14 protein-coding genes are annotated in these 14,753 nt (G+C 73.2%); 10 read left to right on the top strand and 4 right to left on the bottom strand.

What is annotated here, in order from left to right:
- Window positions 1–33: 33 nt before the first annotated feature.
- Window positions 34–261, bottom strand: a complete 228-nt coding sequence (locus tag PVK37_RS03005; protein WP_275032146.1) for a winged helix-turn-helix domain-containing protein — start codon at window positions 259–261, stop codon at window positions 34–36.
- Window positions 262–547: 286 nt separating this feature from the next.
- Between PVK37_RS03005 and PVK37_RS03000 the strand changes: the two genes are divergently transcribed.
- The 10 genes from PVK37_RS03000 (at window position 548) to PVK37_RS02955 (ending at window position 10,667) form a co-directional block, all read left to right on the top strand.
- Entirely contained in the window at window positions 548–895 is a 348-nt protein-coding gene (locus tag PVK37_RS03000) for a DivIVA domain-containing protein (RefSeq protein WP_275032145.1), read from the top strand.
- Window positions 892–1,161: a hypothetical protein gene (locus tag PVK37_RS02995; RefSeq protein WP_275032144.1), complete on the top strand. Its 270-nt coding sequence runs from the start codon at window positions 892–894 to the stop codon at window positions 1,159–1,161. The genes PVK37_RS03000 and PVK37_RS02995 overlap by 4 nt, the downstream gene beginning before the upstream one ends.
- Window positions 1,162–1,420: 259 nt before the next feature.
- Window positions 1,421–2,626, top strand: coding sequence for a substrate-binding domain-containing protein (locus PVK37_RS02990; RefSeq protein WP_275032143.1), 1,206 nt, complete (start codon window positions 1,421–1,423; stop codon window positions 2,624–2,626).
- A gap of 7 nt (window positions 2,627–2,633) precedes the next feature.
- Window positions 2,634–3,377, top strand: a complete 744-nt coding sequence (locus PVK37_RS02985) for an ABC transporter ATP-binding protein (protein WP_275032142.1) — start codon at window positions 2,634–2,636, stop codon at window positions 3,375–3,377.
- Between the two features lie 117 nt (window positions 3,378–3,494).
- Window positions 3,495–4,250, top strand: a complete 756-nt coding sequence (locus tag PVK37_RS02980) for an ABC transporter ATP-binding protein (protein WP_275032141.1) — start codon at window positions 3,495–3,497, stop codon at window positions 4,248–4,250.
- Window positions 4,247–5,137 carry a branched-chain amino acid ABC transporter permease gene (locus tag PVK37_RS02975; RefSeq protein WP_275032140.1) on the top strand — a complete coding sequence of 297 codons (891 nt, stop codon included), beginning with the start codon at window positions 4,247–4,249 and terminating at the stop codon, window positions 5,135–5,137. The genes PVK37_RS02980 and PVK37_RS02975 overlap by 4 nt, the downstream gene beginning before the upstream one ends.
- Window positions 5,134–6,261 carry a branched-chain amino acid ABC transporter permease gene (locus PVK37_RS02970; RefSeq protein WP_275032139.1) on the top strand — a complete coding sequence of 376 codons (1,128 nt, stop codon included), beginning with the start codon at window positions 5,134–5,136 and terminating at the stop codon, window positions 6,259–6,261. The genes PVK37_RS02975 and PVK37_RS02970 overlap by 4 nt, the downstream gene beginning before the upstream one ends.
- Window positions 6,262–6,432: 171 nt before the next feature.
- Window positions 6,433–7,185 (top strand): SDR family NAD(P)-dependent oxidoreductase, encoded by a 753-nt coding sequence (locus PVK37_RS02965; RefSeq protein WP_275032138.1) that lies wholly within the window; start codon window positions 6,433–6,435, stop codon window positions 7,183–7,185.
- Window positions 7,186–7,305: 120 nt separating this feature from the next.
- Window positions 7,306–9,654 carry a RecQ family ATP-dependent DNA helicase gene (locus PVK37_RS02960; RefSeq protein ID WP_423791048.1) on the top strand — a complete coding sequence of 783 codons (2,349 nt, stop codon included), beginning with the start codon at window positions 7,306–7,308 and terminating at the stop codon, window positions 9,652–9,654.
- A gap of 116 nt (window positions 9,655–9,770) precedes the next feature.
- On the top strand, window positions 9,771–10,667 hold the full coding sequence (locus tag PVK37_RS02955; protein WP_275032137.1) for a hypothetical protein: 897 nt from the start codon (window positions 9,771–9,773) through the stop codon (window positions 10,665–10,667).
- Window positions 10,668–10,808: 141 nt separating this feature from the next.
- Here the strand turns inward: PVK37_RS02955 and PVK37_RS02950 are convergent, their stop codons facing one another.
- The 3 genes from PVK37_RS02950 to PVK37_RS02940 form a co-directional block, all read right to left on the bottom strand.
- Complete coding sequence (locus PVK37_RS02950; protein WP_275032136.1) at window positions 10,809–11,225, bottom strand: helix-turn-helix domain-containing protein; 417 nt, start codon at window positions 11,223–11,225, stop codon at window positions 10,809–10,811.
- Window positions 11,226–11,393: 168 nt separating this feature from the next.
- Window positions 11,394–12,590 (bottom strand): class I SAM-dependent methyltransferase, encoded by a 1,197-nt coding sequence (locus PVK37_RS02945; protein WP_275032135.1) that lies wholly within the window; start codon window positions 12,588–12,590, stop codon window positions 11,394–11,396.
- 76 nt (window positions 12,591–12,666) lie between these two features.
- Window positions 12,667–14,352 carry a DEAD/DEAH box helicase gene (locus tag PVK37_RS02940; protein WP_423790989.1) on the bottom strand — a complete coding sequence of 562 codons (1,686 nt, stop codon included), beginning with the start codon at window positions 14,350–14,352 and terminating at the stop codon, window positions 12,667–12,669.
- Window positions 14,353–14,753: the final 401 nt, after the last annotated feature.

The raw sequence follows: 14,753 nt of genomic DNA, 5'->3' as shown, positions 1-14,753 counted from the left end.
GCCTCAGCCGAGTGCGGCCATGCCCGACCGTCGCTACTGCCGAGGTTCGGCGACGTACGTTCCGCGCCCCGGCTGGCCGGTGATCAACTCTCGGTCGTGCAGGAGCGACATCGCCCGGTAGGCGGTGTTCATGCTGACGCCGTACTGTTCGGCGATCTGCCGGGTGGAGGGCAGCTTGTCGCCGGGTTTCAGTTCGCCGCTCTTGATCTTCGCGGTGAACGCGTTGGCGATCTCTCGGAAGGGTGCTGGTGCTGTGGGCATGGTGAGGACTCCGGTTGGTTCGGCACGTCCGATCCTGCCCTACCTCCACCAGTAACTGCAACAAGCTGTCGACATGAGGTAACTCCGGGTAGTGCTTCCTTATATACTGGTGTAGGTTGCTGGGTGTCCGGCTCCGGTTGGTTCGGCAAACCCTCCGGGTTGGACGCCTCAGTGGGCTTCGTGGTCGTACCGCCGTGCAGGGCTGCGGTCACGGGGCCGGCGGCCCGGCCCGCTTCCCCGTACCGCCGGCCGGGCCGCCCTCCACACCGACCCCACCGGAGGGACGATGAGACTCCTGCGGAGCTTGTTCCGCATCACGAACGACCGGCGACTCCGCGCGACGAACGACCGGCAGGTCCGGACGGCGAACGGTCGGCGACGGTCACCGAACGAGGGGTGGTACCGGTCCGGCGCCTGCCGGCCGTTGACCGCGTGCCAGATCCGGGAGCGGCGGTTCCGTAGCGTACGGCGGGACGGCCTGGACCCGCTGGAGGTGTACGCGTTCCTGCACCGGGTGGCCGGTGAGCTGGCCGTCGCCCGGCGCGAACTGGCGTACACGGTCGAGGAGAACGTGCGGATCAAGCGGGCGCTGCGGAGCTGGCAGTCCCGGTTCGCGCCGAGGCTGCACCGGTGAACCGGGAGCGGGAACGGTTCGTCGTGCACCTGCCGGTGATCGCCGTCGACCTGGCCGCCGCGCTGCGGTTCGCCCGGTCGGTCACCCGGGCGGTGAGCTTCCTCGCCGACGTGGACCGCGCCGAGACCACCGTCTCGCACGAGGACGCGCAGGGCGTACGGCACCGGGTCTTCTGTGACCGGCTGCTCGACGGCGGCCGGCGCTGCCCACAACCCGCCCGCCACCTCGGCGGCTGCGGCCCGTCACCCGCCGCCGCGCGACACTGAGCCGCCGCACGGTGCTGAGACCGCTGAGCCTCTGCCGGCACCCACCACGCGAGGTGAACCTGGGTCAGACCGACACCACCCGACACGACGCAGTGGGGATCGGGGCCATCGGAGAGAAACATCAGGGTGGACGATTGTCCGGATCGGCCATCCGGACGGTGTTACTTGTGTGTTGCTGCCACATAGCTCGTGGGTGACGTCACTCCTAGCGTGAGCCGACAACGAATCCTCTTCCCCCGAGTCCTCACGTGGAGTCGCTATGACGGTCCGGACGACGCGGCGCGCGGTCCTCGCCGCCGCCACCATGATGGCCGCGGCAGTCGCCGCGACCGCCTGCGGCAGCCCGCAGGAGACCGCCACCGGTGGCGGTGACGACGCCGCCCCGGTCAAGGTCGGCCTGGTGTACTCCCAGTCGGGAGCCCTGGCCAGCTACGGCAAGCAGTACATCGAGGGGTTCAAGGCCGGCCTGGACTTCGCCACCGACGGCACCGGCAAGGTGGACGGCCGGACCATCGAGATCACCGAGATGGACGACGCCGGTGACCCGGCCAAGGCGGTGTCGGCGGCGAAGGACCTGATCGGCAAGGGCCACAAGATCCTCGCCGGGTCGACCGCCTCCGGGGTGGCGTTGCAGGTCGCCCCGATCGCCGCGCAGAACAAGGTCCTCTTCATCTCCGGCCCGGCCGCCACCGACGCGGTCACCGGAGCCAACCGGTACACGTTCCGCTCCGGCCGGCAGTCGTACCAGGACGTGGTCACCGCGCGCTCGTTCATCGGCGACCCGACCGGCAAGAAGGTCGTGGTCTTCGCCCAGGACGGCGCGTTCGGCGACGCCAACGAGGCCGCCGTGAAGGCGGTCATCGGTGGGGCCGGCGCGACGGTGAGCAGCGTCCGGGCCCCGGCCAGCGCCACCGACTTCACCCCGTTCGCCAGCCAGATCACCGCCGCCAAGCCGGACCTGCTCTTCGTCGCCTGGGCCGGCACCACCGCCCCGGCCATGTGGCAGACCCTCGACCAGCAGGGCGTACTCACCTCCACCACGGTCGTCACCGGGCTGGACATCCGGGCCTCCTGGCCGACGTTCGGCGCGGCCGGCAGCAAGATCTCGTTCCTGTCGCACTACTTCGACGGGGCCAGCGACACCGAAGCCGCCAAGGCCGCCAAGGCCAAGATCCCCGGCGGCACCCTCGACCTGTTCCACCCGGACGGCTTCGCCGCCGCGCAGATGGTGGTCCGCGCGGTCGCCGAGGGCGGCGACGACGTGGAGAAGATGGTCACCGCCCTGGAAGGGTGGAGCTTCGACGGGGTTAAGGGCAAGATGACCATCCGCAAGGAGGACCACGCGCTGCTCCAGCCGATGTTCCAGGCCAGCCTGACCGGCAGCGGCACCGCGTTCACCGCCACCGCGCAGAAGAGCCTCACCGGCGACGAGACCGCGCCGCCGGTCGCCGCGATGAAGGGCTGATCGGAACATGCTCGCCACCCGCGGTCTGACCTGGCGGATCGGAGAGGTCGCCATCGTCGACGACGTGCACCTCGATCTGGCGCCGGGAGAGTTCCTCGGCGTGATCGGGCCGAACGGCGCCGGCAAGACCTCGCTGTTCAACCTGATCACCGGCCTGCGTCGACCCACCGACGGCACGGTCCTGCTGGACGGCAGGGACATCGGCACCCTGCCACCGCACCGGCGGGCCCGGCTCGGGCTGGGCCGTACCTTCCAGGCGTCCTCGGTCTTCGGTTCGCTCAGCGTCCGGGAGAACGTGCGGCTCGCCGTCCAGGCGTACCGCGGGGGTTCGATGAAGCTGTGGCGGCGGGCGGCGGCCGACCGGGAGGTGGTCGCCGCCGCCGACGCGGCGCTCGACCGGGTCGGCCTCGCCCACCGGGGTACCGCGCTCGCCGGCACCCTCGCCCACGGCGAGAAGCGCAAACTGGAGATCGCCCTGCTGCTGGCCGGGGAACCCCGGGTGATGCTGCTGGACGAGCCGATGGCCGGGGTCAGCGCCGAGGACGTCCCCGAACTGGTCCGCGTGATCAAGTCGTTGACCGGGGACCGGAACCGGGCTGTCCTCATGGTGGAACACCACATGGACGTGATCCTGGAACTGGCCGACCGGATCGCCGTGATGCACCACGGCGCGCTGCTGGCCTGCGACACCCCGGAGACGGTGATGGCGAACCCGACCGTGCAAGAGGCGTACCTGGGGGAGTCGCTGTGAGCGCGAGGAGTGAGCCGGGTTTGCGAGCCCCGCAGTCGCGAACGGAAGGGCAGTGCTGTGAGCGCGAGGAGTGAGCCGGGTTTGCGAGCCCCGCAGTCGCGAACGGAAGGCGACACGGTGACACCGGTGCTGACTGTCGAGGATCTGTCGGTGCGGATCGCCGGGCTGCACATCCTCCAGGGGGTGTCGTTCGACGTCGCCCCGACCGGGGTCACCGTGCTGCTCGGCCGCAACGGCGTCGGCAAGACCACCACGCTCCGCGCGGTCGTCGGCCTCACCCCACCCGGCGGCGAGGTCACCGGCCGGGTCCGGATGGGGGAGCGCAGCCTGCTCGACCGGCCCACCCACCGGCTGGTCCGGGACGGCCTCGGCTACGTACCCGAGGACCGCTGCGTCTTCGCCGGCCTCACCGTCGCGGAGAACCTACGGCTCGCCGAACGGCGCGGCACCGAGCCCGCGTACGACCGGGTGTTCGCGCTCTTCCCGGAGCTGGACCGGCGCGGACGCCAGCGGGCCGGCTCGCTCTCCGGCGGCCAGCAGCAGATGCTGGCCATCGGCCGGGTGCTGCTCAACGACAACCGGCTGCTCCTGGTGGACGAGCCGACCAAGGGGCTGGCCCCGAAGGTGGTGACCGAGGTGGCCGAGGTGCTGGAACGGGTCGCCGAGAGCGTCCCGGTGCTGCTCGTCGAGCAGAACCTGGCCGTGGTACGCCGGCTCGCCACCGCCGCGGTGGTGCTCGCCGCCGGCCGGGTGGCCTGGCGCGGCGACGCCCGGGACCTGCTGGCCGAGGCGGAACTGACCAGATCCCTGCTCGGCGTCGGCACGGCGGAGGCTTCGCACGCCCCGGCCGCCAGCAAGGAGGTGCATTCATGAACACGGTCGTGCTGCTCACGTTGACCGGGCTGGGGCTGGCCGCGCTGTACTTCCTGGTCGCGTCCGGGCTCTCCCTGGTGTTCGGCCTGGCCGACGTGCTCAACTTCGCGCACGGGCTGTTCCTCGGTGTCGGCGCGTACGCGACCTGGTGGGCCGCCGGGAACCTGCCCGGAGCCGGCCCGGACGGCTTCGGGTTCGTGGTGGCGGTGGCCTTCGGGGTGCTGGCCGGGACGCTGGTCGCGGTGCTGGTGGAGCTGGTGCTGATCCGGCCGCTGTACTCCCGCACCATCGAGCAGGTGCTGGTCACCGTCGGTCTGTCGCTGGCCGGGGTGGCGCTGCTCCAGGCGGTGTGGGGGGCCGACCCGCGGCCGTTCCCGCGACCGGAGTGGACCCGACAGGTGACCCCGGTGCTCGGGGCGAAGGTGCCCAACGCCGGGCTGCTGCTGATCGTCGCCGCCGCCCTGGTGCTCGCCGCGATCCTGGCGTTCCTCCGGTTCACCCGGTACGGCCTGGTGATCCGGGCCGGGGTGGAGAACCGGGAGATGGTCACCGCGCTCGGCATCGACGTCCGGAAGGCGTTCACCCTGGTCTTCGCGATCGGCGGGGCGGCTGCCGCGCTGGCCGGCGCGCTCGGCGGGGTCTACTTCGGGTCGGTGTCGCCCGGTCAGGGCGGCTCGCTGCTGATCTTCGCGTTCATCGTGGTGGTGATCGGCGGGATGGGCTCGGTGGTCGGCTCCGCGTACGCGGCGGTCGCGGTCGGGCTGCTGCAACAGTTCGTCAACTACTACGGCACCTCCGGCCTCGGGGACGTCTGCGTCGTCGCGCTGCTGGCCGTGGTGCTGCTGCTCCGCCCGCAGGGCATCGCCGGGAAGGTGGCCGTCGCATGACGAACTCCGTGGTCGACAAGGCCGTCGAGACACCGGCCGCCTCCGCGCCGGCCGGGCCGGAACCGTCGCGCCTGTCCCGGCTGCGTCCCTTCCTGCCGCTGGTGGCGTTGGCGGTGGCGGCGATCCTGCCGTACTCGACGCTGCACCTGCCGGGGATCTTCGAGGGGCCGTTGAACTCGCCCGGCACCCTGCAACTGCTCGCCATCTGCCTGGTCTTCGGTGGCCTGGCCGCCGGCTACGACCTGCTGTTCGGCCGGACCGGGATGCTCTCCTTCGGGCACGCGCTCTACTTCGCCGCCGGGGTGTACGGCACCGACATCCTGGTCACCCGGGCCGGGCTGCCACTGTGGCTGGCGGCGCTGTTCACCCTGACCGGCGGGACGATCCTGGCCGCACTGCTCGGCGCGATCGCGCTGCGTACCGTGGGCATCGCCTTCGCCATGGTCACCCTGGCGTTCGCGCAGGTCGGGGCGATCCTGGTGGCCCGGGACTTCGGCGGGCTCACCGGTGGCGAGGAGGGTCTGCCGCTGGACGTGTCCGGGCTGCCGGCCGCCCTGGTCGGGGTGACGAACACCGTCAACCTGTACTGGCTGGCGCTGGCGTACCTGGCGGTCGTGGTGCTGGTGGTGCACCGGGTGGCCGCCTCGCCGACCGGGCGGGTGCTGGCCGGGCTGCGCGACGACGAGCGGCGGATCGGGGTGCTCGGGCTGGACCCGTACCGGTTCAAGCTGGTCGCGTTCACCCTGGCCGGCGGGCTGGCGGCGGGCGGCGGGGTGGTGTACTGCCTGATCGTCGGCGGTGCCTCCCCGCACATCACCTCCAGCGAGCTGACGCTCTCGCTGCTGGTGATGGTGGTGCTCGGCGGGCCGGGCACCCGCTGGGGTCCGGTGCTCGGTGGTGTCCTCTACATGTACCTGGACCACCGGCTGACCGCCTTCGGCAGCTCCGGCGCGGTGGACGCGCTGCCCGGTTGGCTCAGCGCTCCGCTGTCCCAGCCGCTGTTCGTGCTCGGCACCGTGTTCATCCTGGCGGTCTACTTCTTCCCCGGTGGCCTGGCCACCCTCACCTCCCGCCTGACCCCCCTCCGCACCGCCCTCCGCACCTCCACCCGCCGACCCCACTGACCCCCGCTCGACCCCGCCGACCCCGCTTGGCCCCGCTCGACCCCGCTCGACCCCGCTGGCCCCGCCGACCCCGCCGACCCCGTTGATCATGAAGTTATCGCCACGACACGCCGGTTCGGGTGGTGATAACTTCATGATCGTCCATGTTTGACGGGGTTGACGGGGCGGGTCATGGGGGATTCTGCGCGACTTGCGGTGGTCAGTGGCGGAGGGACCGGGATCGGGGCGGCCATCGCCTCGACTCTCGCCGGCGACGGGTACGACGTGCTGATCGTCGGGCGACGGGCGGAGGTACTGGCCGCTACCGCCGAACGGATCGGTGCGGAATGCGGGCGGCCCGGGGCGGTCGGTACCGTCGCCGCTGACCTGGCCGACCCGGAGCAGGTGTCCCTGGTCGCCGGAGCGGTCGGGGACCGGCCGGTCGACGCGGTGGTCAACAACGCGGGCGGCTACCGGGGTGGTGACCTCGGGACGCTGGCCGGCATGGCGACACACCTGCGCGCCAACTTCGACGCCAACGTGGTCACCGCGATCCTGCTCACCGAGGCGCTCCGGCCGGCGCTGCGTCGCCCGGGCGGACGGGTCGTCCTGGTCAGCTCGATCGCCGCACAACGGGGTGGCGGCGGCGCATACTCGGCTGCCAAGGCCGCCCTGCACGGCTGGGCGTACGACCTGGCGGGTCGACTCGGTGCGGACGGCATCACGGTCAACGTGGTCAGCCCCGGTTACGTCGCCGAGACGGAGTTCTTCGGTGATCGGATGACCCCGGAGGGGCACGCCAAGCGGGTCGCGGACACCCTGGTCGGCCGGGCCGGCGAGCCCGCGGACATCGCCGAGGCGGTCCGGTACCTGGTAAGCCCGGCCGCCGGCTACGTCACCGGTCAGGTACTCGGTGTCAACGGCGGTTCGGTGCTCGGCCGCTGACGCTGACCCTCGTTGACCATGAAGTTGTTGTCCCGACACGCCGGGGCCAGGGACAACAACTTCATGATCAACGGGGCGGGGGGTGGGGGCTGGTAGAAAGGGTGGGTGGGGGAGGGACACCTGGGGGTGCGGGGGCGGGCCGAGGCGGTGCTGCGGCGACTGGCCGGTGAGCACGCACGGCTGCGCGAGGACCAGTGGCGGGCGATCGAGGCGCTGGTCGTCGACCGGCGGCGGGTGCTCTGCGTACAGCGCACCGGTTGGGGGAAGTCGGCGGTCTACTTCGTCGCCACGGCGCTGCTGCGGGAGCGGGTCGGGTCCGTTGAGGGTGGGGGTGGGGCGGAGCGGCAGCACGTCCTGGCGGGGGAGGGCGGCGGCGCTACCGGTTCTACCGGCACTACCGGTTCTAGCGGCGCTACCGGTTCTACCGGCACTACCGGTTCTACCGGCCCGGCTGGCACTACGGGCACTGCCGGCCCGGCTGGGGCTGCCGGTTCTGCTGGGCGACCCGGTCCTACGGTGATCGTGTCGCCGTTGCTGGCGTTGATGCGTAACCAGGTGACGGCGGCCGAGCGGGCCGGCATCCGTGCCCGCACCATCAACTCGGCCAACCTCGACGAGTGGGACGAGATCACCGCCGAGATCCACGCCGGTACGGTCGACGTGCTGCTGATCAGTCCGGAACGGCTCAACAACCCGGACTTCCGGGACACCGTCCTGCCGAAGCTGGCCGCCACCACCGGGCTGCTCGTGGTGGACGAGGCGCACTGCGTCTCCGACTGGGGGCACGACTTCCGCCCCGACTACCGACGGCTGCGCACCTTCCTGGCGAACCTGCCGGCCGGTACGCCCGTGCTGGCCACCACCGCCACCGCGAACGCCCGGGTCACCACCGACGTCGCCGAGCAGCTCGGCACCACGTCGACCGCCGTCCACCCGCCGTCCCCCGGTACCCCCGGCCGACCGGACGACGTGCTGGTGTTGCGCGGCAGCCTGGACCGGGAGTCGCTGCGGCTGGCCGTACTCGACCTGCCCAGCCCGGCGCACCGGCTCGGCTGGCTGGCCGACCACCTGGACCGCCTCCCCGGCTCGGGCATCGTCTACACGCTCACCGTCGCGGCGGCCACCGAGACCACCGACTTCCTCCGGTCCCGGGGCTGGTCGGTGGCCGCGTACACCGGTCAGGCCGAGGACGCCGACCGGCGCGCCGCCGAACAGGACCTCCTCGACAACAAGATCAAGGCGCTGGTCGCCACCTCCGCGCTCGGCATGGGCTTCGACAAGCCGGACCTCGGCTTCGTCGTCCACCTGGGCGCACCGCCCTCGCCGATCGCCTACTACCAGCAGGTCGGCCGGGCCGGGCGGGCCGTCGAACACGCCGAGGTGCTGCTCCTGCCCGGCGTCGAGGACGCGGCCATCTGGCGGTACTTCGCCTCGCTCGCCTTCCCGCCCGAGGACCAGGTCCGGGCCGTACTGGCCGCCCTGCGCCCGGACCGCCCGCTCTCCACCCAGGCCCTGGAACCGATCGTCGACCTGCGCCGGGCCCGGCTGGAGATGATGCTCAAGGTGCTCGACGTGGACGGCGCGGTCCGCCGGGTGCGCGGCGGCTGGCTCGCCACCGGCGAGCCCTGGACCTACGACGAGGCCCGGCTGCGCCGCGTCGCCCAGGCCCGCACCGCCGAGCAGCAGGCCATGCGCGAGTACGCCACCACGCCCGGCTGCCGCCTCCGCTACCTGCGGGAATGCCTGGACGACGAGACGGCCGCCGACTGCGGGCGGTGCGACCGGTGCGCCGGCCCACTCTTCGACAACACTGTCTCCGGGCCGGCGCTGGCCGCCGCGCAGGCGTTCCTCGGTCGCCCCGGCGTGACCGTCGCGCCCAAGAAGCTCTGGCCGACCGGGCTGGACGCGGTGGGCGTACCGCTCAAGGGGCGGATTCCGCCAGCGGAGCAGGCGCTGGCCGGGCGGGCGGTCGGGCGGCTGTCGGACCTCGGCTGGGGGGCGCGGCTGCGTACCCTGCTCGGCCCGGAGGCCCCCGACGTGCCGGTGCCGGACGATGTGGCCGCCGCCGTGGTCGAGGTGCTGAAATCCTGGGCGCACGGCGACGACCCGTGGCCGCGCCGACCGGTCGGGCTGGTGGCGGTCGGGTCGCGGCGGCGACCCCGCCTGGTGGGTTCGCTGGCCGAGCGGATCGCCGGCGTCGGCCGGCTGCCGCTGCTCGGCCGGCTGACCCCGGCCGGTGTCGCCGGCCCGGACGGTCCGCGCGGCAACAGCGCCCAGCGGGTACGCGCGCTGCACGACGCCTTCACCGTGCCGGACGACCTGGCCGACGCCCTGGCCGGGGTCGACGGGCCGGTGCTGCTGGTGGACGACCTGGTCGACTCGGGCTGGACGATGGCCCTGGCCGCCCGGCTGCTGCGTCGGCACGGTGCGCCGGACGTCCTCCCGCTGGCCCTGGCCGTCGCCGGCTGACCGGTTGTGCCCTGCTTACCGGCGGAAAAGTTCCCGGGCGGGGCGGATTGCGACGGTTGCCACGCCGGTGCCGTTACCGCCCGGCGGCCCCGGTGCCCGGCGGTACCGTGGGCGCCATGACCGACCAGCTCCCCACCAGTACGCTCCGGCTGGCGTCGGTGGTGGCCGGGCTGGTGCTGGCCCTGGTCGTCGGCTTCGGTGTCGGCCGGCTCGACCCGGACCCGTCGGCGGCCGGGGCACCGTCGGCCGCCGGGTCCGACCACACCCATCCGCCGGGCACCGCGCCGCACGACCATCCCGCCGGGTCGACGGAGGTCGGTGGCCTGGCGGTCACCTCGGCCGGGTACACGCTCGCCCCGCTGGGCGGCGAGTTCACCGCCGGCCGGGCCGGCGAGTTCCGGTTCCAGATCCGGGACGCCGGGCAGCGGCCGGTGACCCGGTTCGCGGTCGTGCACGAGAAACCGCTGCACCTGATCGTGGTACGCCGGGACCTGAGCGGCTTCCAGCATCTGCACCCGAGCATGGCCGCCGACGGGACCTGGTCGGTGCCGCTGACCCTGCCCCAGCCGGGGGTCTGGCGGGCGTACGCCGACTTCACCGCGTTGACCGCCGAGGGCGGGCAGCAGCCGGTCACCCTCGGGGTGGACCTGGTCGCCCCCGGCGGGTACGCGCCCCGGCCGCTGCCCCCGCCGGGCCGGGAGTCCACGGTGGACGGGTTCACCGTCGACTACCAGGGCACGCCGGTGATGGGCACGGCCACAGCGCTGCGGTTCCGGGTACGCGCCGGGGACACCAGCCCGGTGCTGGAGCGTTACCTCGGCGCGTACGGGCACCTGGTGGTGCTCCGCGAGGGTGACCTGGGCTACCTGCACGTGCACCCGGACACCGGGCTGACCGGGGACGGGGTGTCGTTCCAGCTCACCGTGCCCGGCCCCGGCCGGTACCGGCTCTACTTCGACTTCCAGGTGGCCGGCGAGGTACGTACCGCCGAGTTCACCCTCACCACGCCCTGACCCGCCGCCGGCCGGCCGGTGCCACGTCCCGTCCGTCGCGGTCCCGGGCAGCGGCCGTCGGTCGCGGTCCCGGGTAGCGGCCGGGCGCTCGTCCGCTGCGGTGGCGGGCAGCGGTCGTGAGCGGGCAGCGGTCGTGGGCGGTCAGCCGGCCTGGCGGGTCGGGCGGTGGGCCAGGTAGCGGAGCAGGTCTCTGATCTGGTGTTTCTCGTCGGCCGGGACGGCCGGGTCGGCCAGCCGGTCCAGGATCACCCGGACGTCCGCCTCGACCGGGGAGTCATCGGGGACCCGCCGGGCCGTCGGGCTGCCGTCGGGCAGCCCGAGCGCCCGGAAGGCCGCCGCGACCGGCACGTCCAGCGCGGCGCAGAAGCCGCGCACCTTGGCCAGTTCGGGATAGTCCTGCCAGTCGCCGGCCAGCCAGCGGAAGACGGTGGATCGGCCCACGCCGGTGTGGGCGGCCAGGTCGGAGACCGTCCACCCCCGCTCCTCGCGGGCGTCGTCGATGGCCCGCCGTACGAAGCGCGCGAAGGCCATCTGGGGCGAAACCTCTGCGGAGCCCATCTGCGGGTGTCCCTTTCCGGCCGGATGCACCGGACGGTGCCCTTCGAGAGTAATACCCCTGCCGAGATGGGGGATCGCCCGATCGCCTTGCAGGTCAAGGCGACTTTGCTGTCCCGGCGGCAATCATTGTCCGCAGTCAAGTAGGGGTGTCCGCCGGGCCGGCGGGAGTCAAGCAGGGGTGTCCCCCGGTCCGGCGGGACCGGGCGGGGTCTCCGGTCGGGCAGTGGCGAGCAGGGTCTCCAGTCGCGGTGTCACCTGCCACCGGTCGACCAGGGCCCGGTAGTCGGCCAGCTGCTCGTCGGTGGGTTCGGCACCGGTACGTCGGGCGCGGATCAGCAGGTTCCGGGGGGTGTGCCGGGAGTCCACGAACTCCACCACCTCGGCCCGGTACCCGTGCAACCGGAGCAGCCCGGCCCGGAGCGCGTCGGTGAGCACGTCGGCGAACCGTTCCCGCAGGATGCCCTGTCGGGTGAGCAGCTCGTACGGTGCCGGAGCGGGCCGGGACCGCAGCTGCGCGGCGAGGTCGTGGTGGCAGCAGGGGGCGGCGAGCACCCAGCGGGCCCGCCACCGTACCGCCCGGGCCAGCGCCTCGTCGGTGGCGGTGTCGCAGGCGTGCAGCGCGAGCACCAGGTCGGGTGCGGGGCTCACCTCGGCGTCCAGGATGGTGCCGGCTACGAACCGGACCCGGTCGGCCCAGCCGAGCCGTTCGGCCAGTGCGCTGTTGCGCTGCCGCTGGTCCTCCCGGACGTCCACGCCGACCAGGTCCACCTCGACGCCCCGACCGCTCAGGTACCGGTACGCGGCGAAGGTCAGGTAGGCGTTGCCGCAGCCGAGGTCGACCACGCGTAGCGGCCCGGTGAGGTCGTCGGGAAGGGTGGCGACCAGGGCGCGGAGGAAGGCGTCCACCTGGCGACGCTTCGCCGCCGAGCCACCGATCTCGGCGAAGATCGGGTCACCCGGGTCGAGCAGGTACTCCTTCTCCCGGTCGTGCCCGCCCGGGGCGACGACGGGTCGGCTGGTGGCGGCCCGGTGCACCTGGGCCTCGCCCGACTTGGTCACCCGGAGCTGGACGGTGGCGTCGGTGGTCTCCACGTGCCAGTTGCCGAACGGCTCGGCGAGCAGCGCGTCGACGGCGGCGTCCGCTTCCGGCCCCGGGGCGACGTTGCGGGTGTACGGGCGGCTGCCGTCGGAGGTCGAGATCTGGAGCCGGGACCCGGCCTTGAGGCTGACCGGCCGCAGTTCGGCCCGGACCACGGAGGGCCGCTGCCCCCGTCGCCGCCCCGCCGCGACCGCCCGGGTGAGGGTGGGGTCGAGCAGCAGGGCCCGGATGTCGGTCAGCGCGGCGTCGAGCGGTACGGGGGGCATCGGTCCATCATCCTCGTCAACCGGTTCGTCCCCCGTACCGGGAACCGGTGCGGGGGACGTGTCGGCGGTGCGGGTGTCAGTTGTCGGCGGTCGCCTCGGCCGGCGTACCGGTGCCGGAACGGCGACGACGACGCCGGCGGGGCTTGGTGGCCTCCGCGCCGCCCTCGGCGCTGGCGGTCACCGGGTCGCCGGTGGCCTCCGGGGCCGACCCGTCGTCGGTGAGCGTGGCGGTGGCCCCACCGTCGCTGACCACCTCACCGGCCCGGCGGCGACGCCGACGGCGCGGCGTCCGCGTGGTCTCGTCGTCGGTGGCGGCCCCGGCGGACGGCTCGTCGGACGGGGCGGCGGAAGCGGCGGAACCACCCCGGCGGGAACGGCGCGGACGCTCACCGCGCCGGCCGCCCTCGCCTCGGCGTCGGCCGCCGCCGAGGTCTTCCTCGACCTCGGCGGAGAGCCCGGCCCGGGTCCGCTCGGCGGTCGGCAGGGTGCCGGTCATCTCGGTGGAGATGCCCAGGTCGGTGTAGAGGTGCGCGGAGGTGTGGTACGTCTCCGGCGGTTCGGGCATGTCCAGCCCGAGGGTCTTGTCGATGATCCGCCAACGGGGCATGTCGTCCCAGTCGACGAAGGTCACCGCGACCCCGGTGGCCCCGGCCCGGCCGGTCCGGCCGATCCGGTGGGTGTAGGTGTCCTGGTCCTCGGGGCAGTCGTAGTTGATCACGTGGGTGACGCCGCTGACGTCGATGCCCCGGGCCGCGACGTCGGTGGCGACCAGCGTGTCGATCTTGCCGGCGCGGAACGCCCGCAGCGCCCGCTCCCGCGCGCCCTGGCCGAGGTCACCGTGTACGGCGGCGACCGCGAAGCCCCGGAAGTCGAGGTCCTCGGCGACCCGGTCGGCGGCCCGCTTGGTCCGCGTGAAGATCATGGTCAGGCCACGGCCCTCCGCCTGGAGGATCCGCGCCACGATCTCGATCTTGTTCATCGAGTGGGTGCGGTAGGCGAGCTGCTGGGTCTGCGGCGACGGGCCGGTCTCGGCGGTGTGCCCGGCGTGGATCGTCACCGGTCGGCGCAGGAAGCGCCGGGACAGGGCGACGATCGGGTCCGGCATGGTGGCCGAGAAGAGCATCGTCTGCCGGTCCTCCGGCAGCATCGCCAGGATCCGCTCGACGTCCTCCAGGAAGCCCAGGTCGAGCATCCGGTCGGCCTCGTCGAGCACCAGGGCGCGGACCCGGTCGAGCCGCAGGTGCTTCTGCTTGGACAGGTCGAGCAGCCGGCCGGGGGTGCCGACCAGGATCTCGACGCCCTTGCGCAGCGTCTCGATCTGCGGCTCGTACGCGATGCCGCCGTAGATCGGCAGCACCCGCACGCCCCGGGTACGGCCGGCGGCGGCGAGGTCCTTGGCGACCTGGATACCCAGCTCACGGGTGGGTACCACGACCAGCGCCTGGGGCAGGCCGTCGCCGCCCTCCTCGGGCGCGAAGACCCGCTCCAGCAGTGGGACGCCGAAGCCGAGGGTCTTGCCGGTGCCGGTCGGGGCCTGCCCGATCAGGTCGGTGCCGCGCAGCGCGATCGGCAGCGCGTACTCCTGGATGGCGAAGGCGCGGGTGATGCCGGCGGCGGCGAGCGCCTCGACGGTCTCGTGCCGGGCGCCCAGCTCGGCGAAGGTCGGGGCTTCCGGGCGGACCGGAGCTGTCGGGGCCAGTTCGGCCGTTTCGGTGATTTCGGCCAGTTCCTGGCCTTCCGGGTGAAGATTCTGTTCGTTCATGTGGTGTTGGGGGTGCCCTCTCGTGGTGCGCCCCGTCATGTCCTCAGGGCGCGGTCGGTATGGCGCGGGCCACACGGTCGGCGGCGGATCGCCGTGCCGGACCGGGCCGCACGCGCGCCGGGGGCAGGACGTCGGGCCGGATCGACGGCCGCACCTGCGGCGGACGAACATCTCCAACGGCGCCCACGGCAACTGCCCCATACTACCTGGCCAAGGGGGATGCCGTCCTGGTCCGGTTCCAGCACGGCTCGGCGGGGGTAGATGTTGTGAGTCAGGTCACAACTTCCCCGGTGCGCGATGACGGGCTCCCGCCGGGCGTGTGCACCCGGTCCCGCGGCCGGCCGCCGTCGGGTCGGGCCGGGCTGCCGCCGGGCCACGGACGGCCGGGTCGGCGGGTAGCC

This window comes from Micromonospora cathayae (genome assembly GCF_028993575.1).
In the GTDB taxonomy this organism is placed as follows: Bacteria; Actinomycetota; Actinomycetes; order Mycobacteriales; family Micromonosporaceae; genus Micromonospora; species Micromonospora cathayae.
This window is presented reverse-complemented; position numbering and strand designations above follow the sequence as displayed.